The following is a 20,314-nucleotide window of genomic DNA, read 5'->3' as shown; positions in this document are numbered from 1 at the left end:
CACGCCGCCGCTACAGCACGCACTGCATGCACAGCGCCGGCACCCCGGCGTCGCGGTGGAATTCCGCCGAGGCCAGCACCTCGGGCGGCAGACGCGAAGCCGTCACCAGCGAGAAGCCGTAGCGCGCGAAGTAGCTGGGGCAGCTGGCCGACAGCAGCACCGCATGGCGGCAGCCGTCGGCGCGGGCGCGGGTAAGCACGCTCTGCACGAGATGGGAGGCGATGCCACGGTCGCGGTAGTCGGGCAGAACCGCCACCGAGCGCACCACCACGCTCTTGCCATAGCGCTCGGCGCCGGCGCAACCGACCACGCGGCCATCCATCACGGCCACGTGGAACCACGGCAGCAGCGGTTCGATATCCGCCGCGTGCAAGCCGCAGCGTTCCAGCAAGGCCGCGATGGCGTGCAGGTCGGTCGCCTGCGCCCCGCGGAGCTGCAAGTCTCTAGTCATGGATCATCTCCTTGACCCGCCGTGCCGGCGGGGCTCCGCGATGGAGATCTGCTTCTTGTCTCTGGGTTCCCGGATCGCGCCAACGATGGCTCGAACCACGGCTCGAACTACCGTTCGAACGGCCCGGGAGCGGCCGCATGGATGCGCTTCGCGCCATTGTTCCATAGACGACGGCGTGCGTGCGGCATACCCGGCACTGCAAAGAGCGGGATAACGGCAGGAAACGGGGAAACCAAAGGAAAACTGGAGGCGGGGATACGGAATCGAACCGTCGTGAACGGCTTTGCAGGCCGTCGCATCACCACTCTGCCACCCCGCCTTGGATGGACTTTGCTGGATAGCGTGCGCTGCCGGGATCCCGAAGCGCCACATGCGTCATTGCGGGCGCAGTGTAGCCGGAATTCGGAAAGTCTGCACGGCGCGGCCTGGGCCGAGCCTCGCGCCTTCCCTCGCCTGCCGCCTCCTCTTCCGCCTCCTCTTCCGCCTCCTCTTCCGCCACCTTGCAGGCCCACCGCAGATCCGGCTTGATTAGATGACAGCCATCATCTAATATCCCGGCAACCCCAAGGAAGGAGCCCTCCCATGGCAAGATCATCCCGCGAACAGGCAGAGAAGCATCGCGAAGCCATCGAGGCCGCGTCATCGCGCTTGTTCCGCGAACGCGGCCTGAACGGCATCAGCGTCGCGGAACTGATGGGCTCGGCCGGCCTGACGCACGGCGGCTTCTACAGCCATTTCGATTCGAAGGACGCACTCGCCGCGATCGCCTGCGGGCGCGCCTTCGCCGAGTCGGCGCAGCGCTGGGACCGTCGTCTCGCGGAGGCGGGGGACGACCGCCACGCCATGCGCGAGCGCATCGCCGGCCCCTATCTTTCCGCGCGCCATCGCGACGACCCCGGCGGCGGCTGCCCGGCGGTGGCGATGTGCGTCGACGTCGCGCGCGAGGCCGCCGACAAGCCGGTGCGCCAGGCCTTCCGCGACGGGCTGCAGCAGCTGGTGGCCCAATGGGAGCGCACTATCGACGAGGCCGACCCGGCCGTGCGCCGGCGCCGCGCCATGGCCGAGCTGGCGGCGATGACCGGAGCCGTGATGCTGGCGCGTGCCACCGTGGACAGCCCGGACGCCGACGACTTCCTCGCCGGCATGCGCGAACTGATCCTCGGCGCGGGCAGCGCCGAGGCCGCCGAAGGCGGCTAGGCGCTCAGGCGCCCCGGCGCAGGCCACGCCTCCCGTCCCCCATAACGGCCCCCATAACGCAAACCCGGCAAACCCGGCCGCGGCAGGCACCACACCTCGCGCGGCAAGTCCCCGCACACCGCCCATGCTCTCGACACGACTCAACCGCCGGCTCGACCGGCGCGGCATCCACTACGCGTGGCTCATCGCCGCCCTGACCTTCCTGGTCATGCTCACCACCTCGGCGGCGCTCGGCCTGCCGGGCGCCTTCCTGCTCCCGCTCTCGCGCGAGCATGGCTGGAGCACCGAGCAGATCTCCTCGGTGCTGGCCGTGCGCTTCGCCTTGTATGGGCTGATGGCGCCATTCTCGGCCATGCTGATGGAGCGCTTCGGCGTGCGCCGGGTCGTGGCCACCGCGCTGGCGCTGATCGCGGGCGGCATGGCCCTGGCCACCGTGGTGCGCGAACTGTGGCAGCTTTTCATCGCCTGGGGCCTGATGCTGGGCATCGGTTCGGGCATGACGGCGCTGGTACTGGCCGCGCTGGTGGCCAACCGCTGGTTCACCGCGCGGCGCGGCCTGGTGGTCGGCATCCTGACGGCCAGCGCCGCCACCGGCCAGCTCGCCTTCCTGCCCCTGGCCGCCTGGCTGATCGAGCACCTGGGCTGGCGCTCGGCGGTGGTGCCGGTGCTGCTCGCCTGCTCGGTGCTGGCGGTGCTGGTGATGCTGCTGATGCGCAGCCGTCCGCGCGACCTCGGCCTGGCCGCCTTCGGCGAGGTGCCGGCCAGCGTGGCGGCCGCCCCGGAACCTGCGCCCGCGGCGGTCAACCTGCGCACCCCCTTCGTGGTCCTGCGCGAGGCCATGGGCACGCAGACGTTCTGGGTGCTGGCCGGCACCTTCTTCATCTGCGGCCTCAGCACCAACGGGCTGATCCAGACCCACTTCATCACGCTGTGCGGCGACTTCGGCCTGAGCGCCGTGCCCGCCGCCTCGGTGCTGGCCATGATGGGCGCGTTCGACTTCGTCGGCACCATCAGCTCGGGCTGGCTGTCGGACCGCTATGACAGCCGCAAGCTGCTGTTCTGGTACTACGGCCTGCGCGGCCTGTCGCTGTTCTGGCTGCCACACTCCACCTTCACGCTGTACGGGCTGTCACTGTTCGCCATGTTCTATGGCCTGGACTGGATCGCCACCGTACCGCCCACGGTCAAGCTGGCCGGCGTGGCCTTCGGCAAGGAGCGCGCGCCGATGGTGTTCGGCTGGATCTTCGCCGCCCACCAGATCGGCGCGGCCACCGCGGCCTACGGCGCCGGCCTGAGCCGCACACTGCTGCTGACCTATACCCCGGCGCTCTACGTCGCCGGCGGTGCCTGCCTGCTGGCGGCGGTGCTGGCACTGGGCGCACGCCTGCGCAAGGAGGGCGCGGCGGGCGAGCCGCAGGCGCCCCGGGCAGCCCGCGCCTGAGCCCCGCACGCGGCCGCCCCGGACGGCCGCGGGGAGCGCGGCAAGCCGCGGCACGGCCATCTTATAATCGGCCGGGAAGCCGCTCCCGCTCCCCCCTCCATGCCAGGCAAGCACAATTTCCGCATCATCGCGGCCGTCGTCGCCAGCGCGCTGTTCATGCAGAACATCGACGCCACCGTGGTGGCCACGGCGCTGCCCAGCATGGCGCGCGACCTCGGCGTCAATCCGGTCCACCTGAGCAGCGCGATCACCTCCTACCTGATCGCGCTCACGGTATTCATTCCCATCAGCGGCTGGATCGCCGACCGCTTCGGCGCCAAGCGCGTGTTCATGGCGGCCATCGCCACCTTCACGCTGGCCTCGGTGCTGTGCGCCCTGGCAAGCGGCCTGCCCGCCCTGATCGCCGCGCGCGTGCTGCAGGGCATCGGCGGCGCCATGATGGTGCCGGTCGGCCGCCTGATCCTGTTCCGCCAGGTGCGCCGTGAAGAGATGCTGTCGGCCACCACCTGGCTGACCATGCCCGCGCTGGTGGGCCCCGTGCTTGGCCCGCCGCTGGGCGGCTTCCTCACCGACGCCATGTCCTGGCGCAGCGTGTTCTGGATCAATGTCCCCTTCGGGCTGGCCGGCCTGCTGCTGAGTGCCTGGCTGATTCCGCCCGCGCAGGGCGAGCACCCGCCGGCGCCCGACCTCACCGGCATGGCGCTGGTCGGGCTCGCGCTGACCACGCTGATGGTCGGCGTGGAGATGGTCGGCCGCGGCCTGCTGCCCGGCTACGTGCCACCGCTGTGCATCGCCGCCGGCCTGCTGCTGTCCTGGCTGAGCGTGCGCCACTGCCGCCGCACCGCGCATCCGGCCATCGACTTCTCGCTGCTGCGCATTCCCACCTTCCATGCCGCCACCGTGGCCGGCAGCCTGTTCCGCGCCGGTGCCGGCGCCCTGCCCTTCCTGGTACCGCTGACCTTGCAGGTCGGCTTCGGCCTGAGCGCGTCGGTGAGCGGCCTGATCTCGCTGGCCAGCGCGCTGGGTTCGTTCTGCATGCGGCCGATGACGCGCTTCGCGCTGCACTGGCTGCCGATGCGCACGGTGCTGATCGCGGGCAGCATCTCCTTCGCGCTGATGCTGGCGGTCTGCACGACGTTGTCGCCGGCCTGGCCCGAGACCGCCGTCTTCGCGCTGCTGCTGTGCGGCGGCCTGAGCCGCTCGCTCAGCTTCGCCTCGATGGGCGCGCTCGCCTTCGCCGACGTGCCGCCGGCGCGGCTGTCGGCTGCCACGTCTTTCCAGGGCACGGCGCAGCAGATGACCAAGGCGGTCGGCGTGGCCATTGCCGCCGGCTCGATGCAGCTGACCATGCTGCTATCCGGCCGCACGCATGCCGAGCACTTCGACTTCGCCTGCGCCTTCCTCGCCATCGCCGTGCTCGTGCTGGCGTCGTGGCCGATGTTCGCGGCGCTGCCGGCCGACGCCGGCGAAGGCGTTTCGGGTGCGCCGCGGCGGTCGTCGACCTGAGCGGCAGCCTGCGAGCCCACCCAGTCATCGCCCAGGCACCGCCCGGTCATCACTCAGGGCGACGGCAGCGCAAAGCGTACCAGCAAGCCGTCCTCCCCTTCCCCCTGCCGGTCCGGCAGGACCCGCGCCGGCAGGCCGTACACCGTCTCCAATACCGCCGGCGTCAGCACTTCGGCCGGTCTGCCCTCGGCCACGGCGCGGCCGCCGGCCAGCAACAACAGCCGGTCGCACCATTGCGCGGCCAGGTTGACGTCGTGCAGGACCACCAGCACCGCCAGCCCTTCCGCGCGGCTGAGCGCGCGCACCGCCTGCAGCAGCTGCAACTGGTGGCGCGGATCGAGGCTGGAGATCGGTTCGTCGAGCAGCAGCGCGCGGTATTCGCCCGGTTGCCGCGCGGCCAGCGCCTGCACCAGCGCGCGGGCGAAGTGCACACGCTGTTGTTCGCCGCCGGACAGGTCCGGGTAGCGGCGCCCGCCCATGCGGGCGAGATCGGCCAGGCCGAGCGCGCGTGCCGTCAGCGCCGCCAGCGCACCGGCATCCAGTTCGGGGAACGGATAGGCGCCCATCGCCACCACCTCGGCCACGGAGAGGTCGAAGCCCAGGCTGGGCGACTGCGGCACCACCGCGCGGCGGCGCGCGAGGGCCGCCGCCGGCCATTGCCGCAGGGCGCGGCCATCCAGCGCCAGCACGCCACGGTCGGCGGGCAGTTCGCCCGCCACCACGCTCAGCAAGGTCGTCTTGCCGGCGCCATTGGCGCCGAGCACGCCCAGCACCTCGCCCGCACGCACGTCGAGGTCGATGCCGGCCAGCACGGCGCGGCCGCCGCGGCTGCAGCAGAGTTCACGCAGCACCAGCATCTCAGGCCGTCCTCCGCGCCAGCATCCACAGCAGGAAGGGACCGCCCACCAGGCTGGTGACGATGCCGATCGGCAGTTCGGCCGGGATCACCACCATGCGCGCCAGCCAGTCGGCCAGCGTCAGGGCGATGGCGCCGCCCGCCAGTGTATTGGGCAGCAGCCAGCGGTGGTCGGCGCCGAGCGGCAGGCGCACCAGGTGCGGCACCACCAGCCCGACGAAGCCGATGGTGCCGGTCACCGCCACCAGCGGCCCGACCAGCAACGCCGTCAGCACGATCAGGCGGCGGCGCAGGCGCGCCAGGTCGAAGCCCAGGTGCTGGGCCTCGCGCTCGCCCAGCAGCAGCGCATTCATGGCGCGCCAGTCGCGCATCAGCAGCGCGCACAGCACGGCCACCAGCGGCACCAGCCAGGCCAGCTGCGCCCAGCTCGCGCCGGCCAGGCTGCCCAGGTTCCAGAAGGTCAGGTTGCGCAGCTGCACCTCGCTGGCCTGGAAGGTGAAGAAGCCCACCACGCTGGCACAGATCGCGTTGATGGCGACCCCGGCCAGCAGCAGGTTGGCCACGCCGGGACGCCGGCTGCCGAGGCGGTAGGCCAGGGCCGTGGCGGCCAGGCTGCCGGCGAAGGCGGCCGGGGCGATGCCCGCCAGGCCCTGCGCGCCCAGCACGATGGCCGCCACCGCGCCCATCGCACCGCCCGGCGAAATGCCGATCAGTCCCGGCTCGGCGAGCGGATTGCGGAACAGCGCCTGCATGACGGCGCCGGACAGCGCCAGCCCGGCGCCGACGGTCAGTGCCAGCACGATGCGCGGCAGGCGCACCTCCAGCAGCACGCTGCGCCACATGGCCGCTTCACCCGCGGCGGCCGGGTCGAACAGCAGCGGCAGCACCTGGCTGCGCGGAATGGCCAGCGCGCCGCTGGCGGCGGCGCAGATGGCGACCACGGCCAGCAGTGCGCACAGGACGGCCAGGACGCGCCGTGGCGACGGGCGCAACGGCCGGCGCGGCAGCAAGAGGCGGAGAGCGTTCACGGGTCGATCCGGCGAGGTATGGACGTCGAAGCGCGGGCTTCAGCGCGGTGAGGACCTGGCGGCCAGCCCCGCCTCCAGTTGGCGCAGCGCCTCGGGCAGGCGCGGGCCGAAGCCGAGCAGCAGCAGGTCGTCCATCACCACCACGCGCCGCGCCTTGGCCGCCGGCGTCGCGCTCAGGCCGGGCTGGGCGAGAAAGGCATCGAGGCTGCCGCTGGCCTGGACCGACAAGGTGGTGGTCACGATGACATCGGGCCGCAGCGCCACCGCCGCCTCGGCGGAGAATGGCTTGTAGCCCGACTGTGCCGGCAGCACGTTGGTGGCGCCCACCAGCCGCAGCATCGCCGCCGCCGCGGTGTCGTCGCCGGCGGCCTCGAGCTTGCCGGTATGGCTGCTGACCAGCAGCACCCGCAGCGGCGCCGGCACCGGCCTGATGTCGCGCAGGGCGGCATGGATGCGGCCGACCAGCGCGCTGCCGCGCGCCTCCACCCCGAGCGCCGCGGCCACGCCGAGGATGCGCTGGTCGAGCGCGGCGAGCGTCGGCGCCGACGGCACCACCACCACCTTGCTGCCCAGCCGCTGCAGCTGTTCCAGGGCCTGCGGCGGGCCGCTCTGGTCGGAAGCCAGCACCAGGTCCGGCTTCAGGCTGGCCACGCCCTCGACGGAAAAGGCGCGGTAGTAGCCCACCTTGGGCAGCTTGAGCGCCGCCGGCGGGTAGAGGCTGGACGCGTCGGCGCCGACCATGCTGGCGCCGGCATCGAGCGCGTAGACGATCTCGGTGACGGGGCCGCCCAGGCCCACCACGCGCGCCGGCGCCGCCGCATGCGCCAGGCCGGCGGCGCACAGCAGCCCCGGCATCCCAAGCAGCGCCGCCCGGCGCCATCTCTTCTGCAGGATCTTCATCGGATCTCCCCCGGAAGCGCGCGTCACGCCGCCAGCGGCTGCGCGCACAGCGATGCCATCAGGCTGCGCCAGGCCGGCAGTTCCGGCTTGCCGGGCTTGCGCTCGCCGAAGAACTGCACGATCAGTTCGCCGTCGGCGCCGTACAGCTCCAGCGAGGTGACCCAGCCATCGCTGGTGGGCTTGTTGACCACCCAGCTCGAAGCCACCGCCTCGGTATTCAGGTGCAGGTTGAAGGTGTCGTCGAGCACGTTGAACCACGGCCCCGTGCGCAGCAGGCGCTTGACCGGGCCGGTATGGATCTGCACGATGCCGCGATTGGCGACGAAGCACATGATGGGCAGGCCGCTGGCGGCCGCCGCGCCCAGCATGGCCTCCACGGCGTCGCCGGCGACCGGCTGGGCCAGGTCGGCCCCGGCCGCGCGCAAGGCGCCCAGGCGCGACACCTTGAAGTGGCGCAGCATGGCGAAGAAGTCATGGGTATCGGTCAGGCCCAGCCAGTGTGAGCGCAGCGCGCCGGCGTCGTCCGGCGCCTCGGCCTGCTCCGGCGCGCCCGGCGGCTCCGCCACCACGGGCAGGCCGGCCTCGGTGGCAAAGCGCTCCACGTAGGCGTCCCAGGCCGCGCCGTCGGTGTGCTCGGTGCGGTAGACCTTGTGCACGGCCTCGCCGCTCCGGTCGAAGAACTGCAGGCTGTGGCGCCCGTTCTCGCTGACGGCATAGAAGTGCTTCCAGCTGTTGAAGAACAGGCGCAGGTCGATGTCCGGCCCCAGCACCAGGCCGACCGGTCCGTCGGCCTGGATGTCGAGGTAGCGGCCGTGGCGCTCGTGCACCGCCGCGTCGTTGCGCGACAGCGCCATGAGCGGACCGAGCGTGCCGAGTTCGCGGAACAGCGCTTGCGCGGTGCCGGCCAGCGGGCGCGCGTGCACGCCGCAGCCGGCGGCGACCAGCGCCGCCTCCGGCACGCCGAGGCGCAGCGCACGCTCGCGGATGCGCAGCCTGGGTTCCTGCGCGGCCAGCTGCTGGTGGCGCGCGCGCAGGCTGTCGATTGAGTAGATTGAGTCGAGTGAATCGGGTGCGTGTCGGTTTTCCATATCTGTCTGCTCAAGGTCCCGCCCCCGACGGTGGCGCCGCGGCCGGGAGGAACGGAAGGCCGCGTCAGGGCTGGATGTCGAATTCGATGGTCCAGGTCTGGGCGCTGTTGTAGTCGTTCGGGTCCGCGTACGCGATCCTGGTCACGTGGAAGCGCGCATAGGTCGAACCCTCGCCGCCGCGCAGCAGGCTGGCGTTCCCGGGATTGGCCTTGAGCAGGTGCGCCACGGCGGGCAAGCCGGCGGCTGCGGCGGCGGTGGCGCTCGGGTAGTAGGTGTACCAGCCGAAGTTCATCGGATTCGGATAGGTGCCGGTGTAGGCCGGGTTCAGCCGCGACGCGGTGCCGTCCTTGACCCACTTGGTCTGGTCGGCGGGCAGCGCCAGGTCGGCCGCGCTCAGGTCCGACTGCGTGGCGGCGAGGTTGGACGCATCGGTGAACCTGGCCGCCACCGGCTTGCCGCTGCCGTCGTAGAAGCCGGCCGGGGTCTTGGCGAGGAAGCCGGCCACCTTGCCGCTGCCGGATTCGCCGCCGTTGAGCTTGATGTTGTAGCGGTTGAAGGCGATGTGCCAGTTGCCGCTGGCGGTGGTGACGGCGCCGGCCGACAGGTCGTAGTAGACCCAGTCGGCGGCGGCGTTGACGGTGGCGGTGCGCACCGTGGCGGGCGCGCTGCGGTCGACCCAGCGGAACGACGGGTTGCCCGAGGTGGTACCGCCGGCGCCGCCGTAGTAGCCGGTGACCTGCAGCGCGAACACCGGGGCCGCGGCGGTGCCGACCGGGTCGGCCTTGCTGCTGTCGGCGGTGATCAGGATGGTGCGGTAGTTCGGGTACAGCAGGTGGTCGCTGCTGCCGCCCACGCCGTACTCGAAGACCGCCGAGCCGATGTCGTTGGTGCCGGCGAACACGCCGCTGGCCGCGTCCTTGAAGAACAGCGTGGCCGGGATGGTGCCGCTGACGGGGTCGGTGGTGGCGTTCTTCCAGGCCAGCAGTTCGGCCCAGCCATGGTCGAACGGACCACCGAAAGCACCGCCGGCGCCGCTGCCGCTGCTGCCGCTGTTGGTCCACAGCGTGGCCGAGCGGTTGGCCGACTTGACCTTCAGGTCCCAGGCGCTGCCGGTGCAGCCGGCGACCTCGGCCTTGGCGTTGAAGTCATAGCAGACCGCGCTGCCCGAGGCAGGCAGCGTGAACGTCCACGTGGCCGACTGGGTGAAGCCGTTGGTGGCGGCGCTGCCACCCGACTGTCCGCTGCCGCCGGACGCTCCGCCGATGGCGCTGCCGCCACCATCGGCACCATCTCCGCCACCGCCGCAGGCCGCCAGCACCAGTGCCAGCATGGACACGCCGAGTGCCGATGTGAATCCCTTCTTTCCTTCCACTTGATGCTCCCCTGTGTTGTGGTTTGGGATAGGCGGCGCGCCGCGCGGCGCGCCTACTTCGCGGCGTCGACGCTGAAGCGCGCGCCGAGATAGACGAAGCGGCCCGCGACCGGCCCGAAGTCGTTGGCGTTGGAGAAGTCGCGCTGCCGGTTGAACAGGTTGTTGACGCCGACGAAGGCGGTGACGCCGCGGCCGAGTTTCTGGTTCAGCGCCACGTCGACGGTGGTCCAGCCCGGCGAGCGGGCGCCCGAGCCCGAGTCGACCAGCTCGCTGCTCTGGTAGCGGCCGCGCAAGGACAGCTCGGTGCCCGCCAGCAAGCGCCAGTTGGCGCCGAGGCGTGCCATGTGGCGCGCGCGGCGGGTCAGCTCGGTGCCGGTATCGAGGTCCTCGGCATCGGTGAAGGTATAGGCCCCGGTCAGGTCGAGCCGGCTGGTAGCGCGCCAGCGCAGCGAGGTCTCCAGGCCCTGTGTCCTGGCCCGCGCCACGTTGCGGTAGGTGTAGACGGCGATCCCGTTGACGACCGTGAAGTGGCTCATGTCGGTCTGGATCAGATCGGTCACGCGGTTGTAGAAGAGGTTCGCGTCGAGGGTCAGGCGGTCCTGCCAGCTCAGCGCGCCGCCGAACTGGAAGCTGTTGGACGATTCCGGCTTCAGGTCCGGGTTGCCGAGCACGATGTAGCCGAGCGAGCTGTGGTCGAACAGGTAGTGGCGCTCCTTCAGGTTGGGCACGCGGTAGCCCTGGCCGAAGTTGGCGCGCAGCACGCCCTTCCAGGCCGGGCCGTCAAGCAGGTTGGCGCGCACGCCCACCTTGGGCGCGAAGTGGCTGCCGAAGTCCGAGTCGCGCTGGCCGCGCAGGCCCACCACCATCTCCCAGGTGTCGTTGAAGAAGATGTCGTTCTGCGCGTACAGCTCGGCGCTGCTGCGCTCGGCCTTGCCGCGCAGCTCGGAGATGTTGTTGGCGGTCTGTTCCAGGCGCTCGCGGTGCAGGTCGCCGCCGAACTGCCAGAGCTGCGAACGCCATGCCGGCATGTCGAACTGCAGGGACAGGTGATCGGTGCGCTGCGACGAGGCACGGGTCGCGGTGCGGTAGTCGTTCGAGTATTCCTGCGTGGTGCTGTCGTAGCCCTCGGTCATGCCGGCCGCGCGCGCCTGCACGCCGTTGCCGAAACGCCACTGCGCGCCGGCGGCGAAGCGCTTGCGCGAGATATCCTCGCTCTTGCTCTGCGGCACGTAGCGCGGCGGCGCGTAGTAACGGTAGCGCTGTTCGTCGTTCTCGCGATAGGCGCTGGCGTCGAGCCACAGGCTGCCCGCCGCGCCCGGCAGCCATTCCAGGCGGCCGGCGTACTGCTGGCGGCGCACCGCGTCGCCGTGCCGGGTCCAGCCGTCCGGGTCGACCGCAAAGCCTTTGTTGTCGAGGGCATCGGCGGCGAGGCGCGCGCGCCAGTGTTCGCCGCCGCCCTCGACGCGGGCATTGCCGTGCAGCGCTCCCGGCGTGCCGCTGGCGTTCTGCGCGCCGTAGCTGCCGGCATCGGCCGACGCCGCGCCGGAGAAGCCGCGCGCGATCGGCCGGGTGATGACGTTGATCACACCGCCCATGGCCGAACTGCCGTACTGGGCGGAGCTGGCGCCCTTGACCACCTCGATGCGGTCGACTTCGGTCAGCAGGTACTGCGAGACGTCCACGGTGGAGCCGGTGCTGGCGGTGATCGGCAAACCGTCGATCAGCACCAGCACCTGGTCGCTGGTCATGCCCTGCAGGCTGACCTCGTAGCCCGACTTGCCATGGATCTCGCGCAATTGCAGGCCGGGCACGTTCTCCAGCGCATCCTTGAGCGTGCGCGCATGGGTGCGCTCGATTTCCTGCCGGGTCACCACCTCGGTGCGCACCGGCGTCTCGTCCACCGGTTTTTCCGAGCGCGTGCCGGTCACCACGATGGTGGGCAGCGACTCGCCCTCCTGCGCCAGCGCGGCGCCCGGGACACCCCATGCGCTGAAGAGCGCACCCACGACAAGGGGAAGCGTACGGCGGGGAAGGAAGAGCGGGTCCTGCGGCACGATGCCAGTTCCTGATTACAAATAAGAATGCAAATGATAATGGTTAACATTCTCATGTACAAGAACTTACAAAGTCGACATATCGGCACAGTGGTTCAAGGGGGGCGGCAGGATGCCACCATGATCCGGCCCGCAAAAAAACAAACCCCCGCATCCGGCAGGATGCGGGGGTCGGGGAAGCCGCACCGGGGCGGCGCCGGCAACCTCAATTACCTATTGCGACATGCTCCTTGTTGTCGCGACATCGCCGGGAACTGGCGGATGCAGGCCAAATCGTGAAACCAGATCAGTTGCCGCCCGGCCCAAACCTGCCCGGCGACGCTGCTGCGCCCTGTACGTCAATGCGTGGGATCGTGGACGCGGGCCGGATGGCCATGGTCCGGGACCGCGGAACGCAACGCCGGGCCAAGGCTTCTGGCGACGGACAAGTCTGTAGAGCGGACGCCGCCTCGCGCGGCATCCGCCGCATCCGCCGCATCCGCCGCTATCGGGCGTCGTTGTAGACGGTGGCGCGCGATACCCCCAGGTGTTGCGCGACCGTCTCCATCGACCGCCGCAGATCGAGGTATCCCTCTTCCTTGAGCGCTTGCATCAGGGCCTTCCGCTGGTCAGTACGGAGCGCCTGCGGCGTAGTTGCCAAGCCGACCGCAAACCGGTCGATTCGCTCGCGAAGCGAGTCGGCTGTGGATGGATCCAACGACTCCTTCACCGCGCTGCCCTTGGAGACCGAGAACTGGTCCAGCATGGTCGAGATGCTGCGGAACAGCGTCACGTCGACATTCAAGCAAAGAGCGGCAAAGTAGTGGCCATCCGAGTCTTTGATGCCGATCGAGGTGCTCTTTGCCTGGCGCCCATCACTGAAGCGGTTCGCATAGTTCGCCAGAACCTGCGGGTAGTCGTCGTCGGCAATCCGAGCCAGGCCGAGCTCCGTCGCGGGGTCGCCCACATTGCGTCCGGAGAGGTTGTTATGGATGGCGAGAATCGCGTGCTTCGGCGAGCGAAGGTCGTGGACCACAACCTCTGTGAATGGTGCCAGCGTCTCGCCGAGTGCCGCTGCGATCTGCTTGACCTGCTCAAGAATCGCCTGCTGTTCGCTGGTAAGTCGTCCTCTGGTCATTCTGGACTCTCTATCTAAGTTTAGTCGCATTGTATAGGGCATTCGCCCCCTTCGTGTCTCCTCGTGCAATCCCTTATTTTACAAAAAATCTAATAATAGATAATTAGTCCGATTCAAGCAGGGCCCACTGCGGAACGCGACCGTGTGGCGTGTGATGCGAAGACACCCCAATGAGGAGACACAGGATGAAAGTGGAGAACAGGCGCCAGTCGATGCTGCTGCAGGGCCAATGCGCGGCGCTCCTTGCGCTGCCCTTCGGCCACTGCGCAGTGGCCGCTGATGCGCAGCAACCCAGGACCCGGCAAAAGCCGAGGATCCCGGTGGGCTCGATGCGCCCGGGCGGCACGAATAGCGCAGACGGCCTCGATCTCTGCGGCTGCGCCGTAGCAATCGAGGCCGTTGCCCTGGCACCTGCTGCGTGACCTTATCGAAAAGGAAGTGACATCATGAAGAAGTGGAAGCTTGCCCACTGGATTCTCCTCAGCATGGTCCTGGGTGTAGCCGTTGGCTTCGCCTGCAACCGATACGCAGTCGACGAGGCAGCCGCCCAGGCCATCGCCTCTCACTTCGGTGTGGTGACAACCATCTTCCTGAAGATGGTCAAGATGATCATTGCACCCTTGGTCTTTGCCACGCTCGTCTCCGGCATTTCGAGCATGGATGGAAGCAGATCCATCGGCCGCATCGGCACGAAGGCGCTCGCTTGGTTCATCGCCGCGTCGCTGATGTCTCTTGGCATCGGCCTGGTATTCGTCAACCTGGCGCAGCCAGGCGCTCATCTGAACATGCCGCTGCCAGCGGCTGACGCGGCGACCCACCTCAAGACGAGCGCGCTGAACGTCAAGGACTTCTTGATCCATTTGTTCCCGAGCAGCATTGCTGAGGCGATGGCGACAAATCAGATCATGCAGATTCTGATCTTCTCGCTGTTCTTCGGCATTGCATTGGGCAAAGTGCCTGGCCCGGCCGGAGAATTCCTGAAGCGCACGATTGATGGCGTCATGGAAGTCATGCTGCGCGCTACCAATGCAGTGATGGCTTTCGCGCCTTTCGGAATCTTCTCCGCCATTGCAGGCGCGGTTACCGTGCAGGGCCCGGGCATCATCTTCACGTATGGAAAGCTGATCGGTTGGTTCTACGTCGCGCTGTTCGCTCTCTGGACTGCGCTGTACTGCGCTGGTCGTGCGGTCTTGCGCTCCCGTATGAACGAGCTGCTCAAGAGCATTCGCGATCCGATGATGATTGCGTTCTCGACGGCCAGTAGTGAGGCTGCCTATCCGAAGCTCACGGAAGTGCTCCAGCGCTTTGGCGTGCGTAAGCGCCTGGTTGGTTTCGTGCTGCCGCTGGGCTACTCGTTCAACCTCGATGGGTCAATGGTCTACCAGGCCTTCGCCGCCGTCTTTATCGCCCAGGCGTTTGGCGTTCATATGCCCATCGGTACCCAGATCACGATGCTGCTGATCCTGATGATCAGCAGCAAGGGGATGGCAGCAGTTCCGCGTGGCTCGCTCGTCGTGGTTGCTGCCATTCTGCCGATGTTCGGTCTGCCGGAGGCGGGCCTGCTGCTGGTGATGGGTATCGACCAGATCCTCGATATGGGGCGCACCGCGACCAACGTGTTGGGCAACAGCATCGCCACCGCCGTGGTGGCGAAGTGGGAAGGCGAACTCTCAGCTGCCGGAGCGCCGGAGGAAGAAGAACTGACGATGGCATCGGTTGGGGAGCACACCGATACGGTCGCGGTTTCCAGCTAAGGCAGCGCACGCGACCCGCATGCGAATGCGTCATCGCGCGCACATGCGCGTGATGACCTTGATATTTGACGTTTTATCCAACTATAGACATAATTTACACATCAGGCGCAGCACTCCCGGCGCCGGCAAGTCGCCCAGGTCGGACCTGCATTGAGGCATGCCAACGCCCTGTTGCCCACCCGCTCGTCCAATCCAATGCCCGCAGACGCCCAACTCCTTCTCCTCGACCGCGATTTCGTCGAGCCCGCCCTTCAAGGGGACCAAGTCCTGGCCGCCGTTCGTGAAGCCTTTGTCCTGCACAGCCAGCGTGCTGGGCGAGTCTTCCCTGTTGTCCGCGAAACACTGCACACCAGGGGGGTTTTTGGAATCAAGTCTGGCGATGTCGCGAGCCAGGACTTGCTTGGTTTCAAAGCCGCAGGCTTCTGGCCGAACAACCGGGCCAAGGGGGGCGAGCCGCACCAAGCGACAATCGCATTGTTCGACCCGTACACCGGCCGGCCGCTCTGCATCATGGACGGCAATGCGATCACCACGGCCCGAACCGGGGCGGCGGGTGCGCTGGGCCTGCAACAGCTGGCTCGGCCCGACAGCACCAGGATCTGCGTCTTTGGCACTGGGGTACAGGCGACCGTGCAGCTCAAGTATGCGCTGAGCATGCTGCCCCGGCGATGCACCGTCCGCTACGTGAGCATTTCGGGGGAGCCCGAACCTCGATTCGAGATGGCATTTCGTGACCATTGCGCCATCAGCGTTGCCCATGACCGCAATGAAGCTGTTGCCGATAGCGACGTGGTCATTACCGCCACACCCGGTGGTGGCGCGCTGTTCGACGCAGCAGCTGTCCAGCCTGGCACGCATCTCACTTGCGTGGGTACCGACACCGCAGGAAAGCGGGAGCTTCCGCAAGGCGTGCTGCAACGTGCCCGTATCTTCGTCGACGACCAAGAGCAGGCCCGCACCATCGGGGAGTGTCAGTGGGCGCCGGAGTTGCCCTGTACGGAAATCGGCGGCCTCCTGGCCGGTACGGCGCCCTTCGAGCGCTCCGCCAGCGACATCACTGTCTTTGACATGACCGGCCTGGCGCTGCAAGACCTGACCGTCGCGCGCTTGCTCTATGAGCACGCTCTTGCGAAGGGCACGGGAACCCAGGTCGCTTGGCCATGGTAAGCGACATCACACATCCGAGCATTTCATGACTGATTTTGACCTCCCCACTTATGCCGATGTGGTGGCCGCCGCGGACCGCATCGCCGGCGTTGCGCATCGCACCCCGGTACAGACCTCGCGCACCCTGGACCAGATGGTCGGGGCCGAGGTATTCCTCAAGTGCGAGAACTTCCAGCGAATGGGGGCCTTCAAGTTCCGAGGAGCGTTCAACGCCCTGTCGAAGTTCTCTCCGGAACAGCGCAAGAGCGGCGTCGTGGCATTCTCGTCGGGCAATCACGCTCAGGGCATTGCTCTCTCGGCCCGGATTCTGGGCATTCCGGCAACCATCGTGATGCCGCATGACGCCCCCGCAGCCAAGGTTGCCGCGACGAAAGGCTATGGCGCCAACGTGGTCATCTACGACCGCTACAGCGAAGACCGCGAAGCAATCGGGCGTCGCCTGGCCCAGGAACAGGGGCTTACGCTGATTCCACCGTATGACCACCCGGACGTGCTCGCCGGCCAGGGGACTGCAGCGAAAGAACTGTTCGAGCATGTCGGCAAGCTGGACTACCTGTTCGTACCCTTGGGCGGTGGAGGCCTTCTATCGGGCTCGGCACTTTCGACTCGCGCACTGGCACCGCAATGCGTGCTGTATGGCGTCGAACCGGAAGCCGGCAACGATGGCCAGCAGTCGTTTCGCAGTGGCCAGATCGTTCACATCGATGCGCCAAAGACCATCGCCGACGGAGCGCAAACACAGCATCTCGGCAACTATACGTTCGGCATCATCAAGCGGGACGTGGACGACATCCTCACCGCACCCGACGCAGAACTGGTGAACGCCATGAAGTTCTACGCTTCGCGCATGAAGATGATTGTCGAGCCCACCGGCTGCCTTGGACTGGCTGCGGCACTGAACTTGAAGGACTCCCTCAAGGGCAAGCGTGTCGGCATCATCATCAGCGGCGGCAATATCGACCTTGAACGCTTCTGCTCACTGGTGGCAGGCTAGCGTCGGCTCGCCGTCGTCAAGGCTGAACGGGCCCAGGGCAGCCAGCCATTGGAACGCAACCGCGAGACTCCGGAGACAAACGAAGAACATGTCGACGATGTACGAAAAGCTGGTCGAATTACTTGAGCGAGAGCAAGCCAGGTATCGCGTCATCGAGCATCTCGCCGAAGGACGGTCGGACCTGGTTGCGGCGATTCGCGGGACATCGCCCGGCCAAGGCGCGAAGGCGATGCTCTGCCAGAGCAAAGACGATAGCCAGGCCTGGATTCTCGCCATCCTTCCAGGGGACAGGAAGCTGGACTTCAAGAAGGTCGCTCTGGCGGCCGGCATCAAGAAGGCCACGCTTGCCTCCCCCGACGACGCACAGCGAGAAACAGGCTGCGTCATCGGAGCCATTCCTCCTTTCTCGTTCTCGTCAGCCATCAAGCTGGTTGTCGACCCAGCCCTGGTTGAGAGCGTTGACGAAATCGCCTTCAACGCCGGCCGGCTTGATCGGTCTATCGTCCTGGACTCGGTAGATTACCTGCGCATAGCGCAGCCACTTCTGCATCCCCTATGCGCTTCGCAGGCGTAGCAGCCATTTCGCTCGACCTTGACGACACGTTGTGGCCGTTTCAACCTGCGGTCGAGCGAGCCGAGGCGACTCTTCACGCATGGCTGGTCAAGCATGCGCCCGGAACCGCGCGCATATTGCCAGCGCGGGGGATGCTCGGGAAGCTGCGCAACGACTATGAGCATTCCAGGCCGGACCTGGCCGGCAACTACCGAGCGTTGCGTATCGGTTCCATCGAACTGGCTTTAGCGCTCGCGGGTGAAGACATGGGCCTGGCTGAGGAGGCATATGGTGTCTTCTACTCCGCCCGGCAGAAAGTTGAATTCTTCGAGGATGTCTGGCCGGCATTGACGTGGCTGAGCGCTCGCTTTCCTCTCGTGGCCCTGACTAACGGCAATGCGGACCTCCGGCTGACCGGTGGTGGAGCGTTCTTTCGCGAAACGCTCAGCGCACGCGCGGTGGGAATTGCGAAGCCGCAGGCCGGCATCTTCCACGCGGCCGCGCTAGCAGCTGGCGTCCCAGCGTCCGAACTGCTCCACGTGGGGGACGACTTCCATCTCGACTATCTCGGCGCGCTGAACGCCGGCCTGCAGGCAGCGTGGCTGGTCCGGGATCATCCGAAGGAAACTGCGCCCGGCGAATATGCCCGATATGTCACGATTCGCGACCTGACGGCACTCTGTTGCGCTCTTGGCGGACCAGCCAACTTATAGCGAAGCGACGTAGGCTGCTTGGCCGCACTGCAGGGTAGCCTTCCTTGATGCGGTCCCTGACGCGGAACTCGAGTTGCTCCAACACCGACTGGAACACCGACTGGTTGTTGCGACGCTGCAAACCCCTGACCGATGAGGCTTTTCGCAAGCGTCGCAACAGCTCCACCGTGTGTGTCGCAACAACTGATCAAGTTGCCAGGGCGCCTCCCGGCGCCCGCCGCGCTTATTCCACCGTGACCGACTTGGCCAGGTTGCGCGGCTTGTCGACGTCGGTGCCGCGCGCGCAGGCGGTATGGTAGGCCAGCAACTGCAGCGGCACCACGTGCAGGATGGGCGACAGCGCGCCGTAGTGCTCGGGCATGCGGATCACCTGGATGCCATCGCTCGACTGGATATGGGTGTCGCTGTCGGCAAACACATAGAGGCGGCCGCCGCGTGCGCGCACCTCCTGGATGTTCGACTTCAGCTTCTCCAGCAGCGCGTCATTGGGCGCCACCGTCACCACCGGCATCGCCTCCGTGACCAGCGCCAGCGGACCGTGCTTCAGTTCGCCGGCCGGGTAGGCCTCGGCGTGGATGTAGGAGATCTCCTTGAGCTTGAGCGCGCCTTCCAGGGCGATCGGGTAATGCAGGCCGCGGCCCAGGAACAGCGCGTTCTCGCGGCGCGCGAATTCCTCGGCCCAGGCCATGATCTGCGGCTCCAGCGCCAGCACGCCGTGCAGCGCCACCGGCAGGTGGCGCAGGTTGGCCAGCGCGGCGGCCTCGGCCGGCTCGCCCAGCAGGCCACGCACCTTGGCCAGCGCCAGCGTCAGCATGTACAGCGCGGCCAGCTGGGTGGTGAAGGCCTTGGTCGAGGCCACCCCGATTTCGGTGCCCGCGCGTGTCAGGAAGCGCAGCTCGGTCTCGCGCACCATGGCGCTGGTGCCCACGTTGCAGACCGCCAACGTGTGCTCGTGGCCGAGCGCCTTGGCGTGACGCAGCGCGGCCAGCGTGTCGGCCGTCTCGCCGGACTGCGAGATCACGATCACCAGGGCGCGCGGATTCGGCACCGTCTCGCGGTAGCGGTACTCGCTGGCCACCTCGACCTGGGTCGGGATGCGGGCGATGGATTCCAGCCAGTACTTGGCGGTGCAGCCCGAGTAGTAGCTGGTACCGCAGGCCAGGATCAGCACGCTGTCGACCTGCGCGAAGATCTCGGCGGCGCGTTCGCCGAACAGCTCGGGCCCGATGGCGTCGATGCCCTCCAGGGTATCGCCCAGCGCGCGCGGCTGCTCGAAGATCTCCTTCTGCATGAAGTGGCGGTAGGGCCCGAGCTCGACCGCGGCTGCATGCGCCTGCACCTCGCGCGCCTCGCGCACCACGGCGCGGTCATGCACGTCGTGGATCTTCACGCTGTCGCGCGTCAGCTCCACCACGTCGCCCTCTTCGAGGTAGATCGCGCGATTGGCGGTACCGGCCACCGCCAGCGCGTCCGAGGCAAGGAAGGCCTCGTGCTCGCCCAGCGCCACCACCAGCGGCGAGCCGGCGCGCGCGCCGACCACGCGGTCGGGCTGGTCCTTGGACACCACGGCGATGGCGTAGGCACCGTGCAGGCGCTTGGTGACCGCGCGCACCGAGGCGAACAGGTCGCCGCGCGTGGCGCTGCTGGGATAGCTGTAGGCCTGGTGGATCAGGTGGGCCACCACTTCGGTGTCCGTCTGCGACTCGAAGCCGTAGCCGACCGCGCGCAGCTCTTCGCGCAGCGGCTCATAGTTCTCGATGATGCCGTTGTGCACCAGCGCGATGGTCTCGCCGGAGAAGTGCGGGTGCGCGTTGGCCGTATCCGGCTTGCCGTGCGTGGCCCAGCGCGTGTGCGCCACGCCAACGGTGCCGGCCAGGCCCGAGGCCTGCGTCTGGGCGTCCAGCTCGGCCACCCGCGACACGGTGCGCGCGCGCTCGAGCGCGCCTTCGCGCACCACGGCCACGCCGCAGGAATCATAGCCGCGGTACTCCAGGCGGCGCAGCCCCTCGATCAGGACCGGAACGATGTTGCGCGACGAGATCGCGCCGACGATGCCACACATGTCAGAAACTCCCTGCGGTGCGCCACGTCACGGCGCACGATCTTGGTAAGGATGCCTGGCG

Annotated in this window: 18 protein-coding genes and 1 tRNA gene; 9 read left to right on the top strand and 10 right to left on the bottom strand. The window is 68.0% G+C overall.

Translation table 11 applies throughout. The features are described from left to right. Positions 1 to 10: 10 nt before the first annotated feature. Positions 11 to 451, bottom strand: a complete 441-nt coding sequence (locus tag BKK80_RS03120; RefSeq protein WP_071037563.1) for a GNAT family N-acetyltransferase — start codon at positions 449 to 451, stop codon at positions 11 to 13. Positions 452 to 695: 244 nt separating this feature from the next. Next, positions 696 to 770: transfer RNA gene (locus BKK80_RS03115), tRNA-Cys, on the bottom strand. A gap of 263 nt (positions 771 to 1,033) precedes the next feature. Between BKK80_RS03115 and BKK80_RS03110 the strand changes: the two genes are divergently transcribed. The 3 genes from BKK80_RS03110 to BKK80_RS03100 all read left to right on the top strand — a co-directional run bounded on the left by BKK80_RS03110 (position 1,034) and on the right by BKK80_RS03100 (position 4,595). Then, positions 1,034 to 1,648 (top strand): TetR/AcrR family transcriptional regulator, encoded by a 615-nt coding sequence (locus BKK80_RS03110; RefSeq protein ID WP_071010827.1) that lies wholly within the window; start codon positions 1,034 to 1,036, stop codon positions 1,646 to 1,648. A 124-nt stretch (positions 1,649 to 1,772) separates the two neighbouring features. Then, positions 1,773 to 3,089: an MFS transporter gene (locus tag BKK80_RS03105; protein WP_071010826.1), complete on the top strand. Its 1,317-nt coding sequence runs from the start codon at positions 1,773 to 1,775 to the stop codon at positions 3,087 to 3,089. A gap of 99 nt (positions 3,090 to 3,188) precedes the next feature. After that, positions 3,189 to 4,595, top strand: coding sequence for an MDR family MFS transporter (locus BKK80_RS03100; protein WP_071068584.1), 1,407 nt, complete (start codon positions 3,189 to 3,191; stop codon positions 4,593 to 4,595). Between the two features lie 53 nt (positions 4,596 to 4,648). Here BKK80_RS03100 and BKK80_RS03095 read toward each other — a convergent pair whose 3' ends face one another. The 7 genes from BKK80_RS03095 to BKK80_RS03065 form a co-directional block, all read right to left on the bottom strand. Continuing rightward, positions 4,649 to 5,452, bottom strand: a complete 804-nt coding sequence (locus BKK80_RS03095; protein WP_071068583.1) for a heme ABC transporter ATP-binding protein — start codon at positions 5,450 to 5,452, stop codon at positions 4,649 to 4,651. 1 nt (position 5,453) lies between these two features. Beyond that, entirely contained in the window at positions 5,454 to 6,398 is a 945-nt protein-coding gene (locus BKK80_RS03090; RefSeq protein WP_156811340.1) for a FecCD family ABC transporter permease, read from the bottom strand. A gap of 120 nt (positions 6,399 to 6,518) precedes the next feature. Further along, positions 6,519 to 7,379 (bottom strand): heme/hemin ABC transporter substrate-binding protein, encoded by an 861-nt coding sequence (locus BKK80_RS03085; protein ID WP_071068582.1) that lies wholly within the window; start codon positions 7,377 to 7,379, stop codon positions 6,519 to 6,521. Between the two features lie 23 nt (positions 7,380 to 7,402). Further along, positions 7,403 to 8,467, bottom strand: coding sequence for a hemin-degrading factor (locus tag BKK80_RS03080; protein WP_071068581.1), 1,065 nt, complete (start codon positions 8,465 to 8,467; stop codon positions 7,403 to 7,405). Positions 8,468 to 8,531: 64 nt separating this feature from the next. Next, entirely contained in the window at positions 8,532 to 9,839 is a 1,308-nt protein-coding gene (locus BKK80_RS03075) for an HmuY family protein (protein WP_231907970.1), read from the bottom strand. Between the two features lie 53 nt (positions 9,840 to 9,892). Beyond that, on the bottom strand, positions 9,893 to 11,845 hold the full coding sequence (locus BKK80_RS03070) for a TonB-dependent receptor plug domain-containing protein (protein WP_071070643.1): 1,953 nt from the start codon (positions 11,843 to 11,845) through the stop codon (positions 9,893 to 9,895). A gap of 532 nt (positions 11,846 to 12,377) precedes the next feature. Continuing rightward, entirely contained in the window at positions 12,378 to 13,010 is a 633-nt protein-coding gene (locus BKK80_RS03065) for a helix-turn-helix transcriptional regulator (protein ID WP_071010820.1), read from the bottom strand. A 185-nt stretch (positions 13,011 to 13,195) separates the two neighbouring features. Between BKK80_RS03065 and BKK80_RS03060 the strand changes: the two genes are divergently transcribed. From BKK80_RS03060 to BKK80_RS03035, 6 genes are all read left to right on the top strand, one after another. After that, entirely contained in the window at positions 13,196 to 13,432 is a 237-nt protein-coding gene (locus tag BKK80_RS03060) for a hypothetical protein (protein ID WP_071068580.1), read from the top strand. A 24-nt stretch (positions 13,433 to 13,456) separates the two neighbouring features. Beyond that, entirely contained in the window at positions 13,457 to 14,764 is a 1,308-nt protein-coding gene (locus tag BKK80_RS03055) for a dicarboxylate/amino acid:cation symporter (protein WP_071068579.1), read from the top strand. A gap of 195 nt (positions 14,765 to 14,959) precedes the next feature. Then, positions 14,960 to 15,931, top strand: coding sequence for an ornithine cyclodeaminase family protein (locus BKK80_RS03050; RefSeq protein WP_071068578.1), 972 nt, complete (start codon positions 14,960 to 14,962; stop codon positions 15,929 to 15,931). Between the two features lie 25 nt (positions 15,932 to 15,956). Further along, on the top strand, positions 15,957 to 16,925 hold the full coding sequence (locus BKK80_RS03045) for a threo-3-hydroxy-L-aspartate ammonia-lyase (protein WP_071010816.1): 969 nt from the start codon (positions 15,957 to 15,959) through the stop codon (positions 16,923 to 16,925). Between the two features lie 97 nt (positions 16,926 to 17,022). Continuing rightward, a complete protein-coding gene (locus BKK80_RS03040; protein ID WP_071016009.1) occupies positions 17,023 to 17,499 on the top strand; it encodes a YbaK/prolyl-tRNA synthetase associated domain-containing protein in 477 nt (158 codons plus the stop codon). After that, on the top strand, positions 17,481 to 18,191 hold the full coding sequence (locus BKK80_RS03035; RefSeq protein WP_071037572.1) for an HAD family hydrolase: 711 nt from the start codon (positions 17,481 to 17,483) through the stop codon (positions 18,189 to 18,191). Before BKK80_RS03040 ends, BKK80_RS03035 begins: the two co-directional genes overlap by 19 nt. 223 nt (positions 18,192 to 18,414) lie before the next feature. Here the strand turns inward: BKK80_RS03035 and glmS are convergent, their stop codons facing one another. Then, positions 18,415 to 20,253 carry a glutamine--fructose-6-phosphate transaminase (isomerizing) gene (gene glmS, locus BKK80_RS03030; RefSeq protein ID WP_071010814.1) on the bottom strand — a complete coding sequence of 613 codons (1,839 nt, stop codon included), beginning with the start codon at positions 20,251 to 20,253 and terminating at the stop codon, positions 18,415 to 18,417. Between the last annotated feature and the right edge of the window lie 61 nt (positions 20,254 to 20,314).

This window comes from Cupriavidus malaysiensis, assembly GCF_001854325.1.
Taxonomy (GTDB): Bacteria; Pseudomonadota; Gammaproteobacteria; order Burkholderiales; family Burkholderiaceae; genus Cupriavidus; species Cupriavidus malaysiensis.
This window is presented reverse-complemented; position numbering and strand designations above follow the sequence as displayed.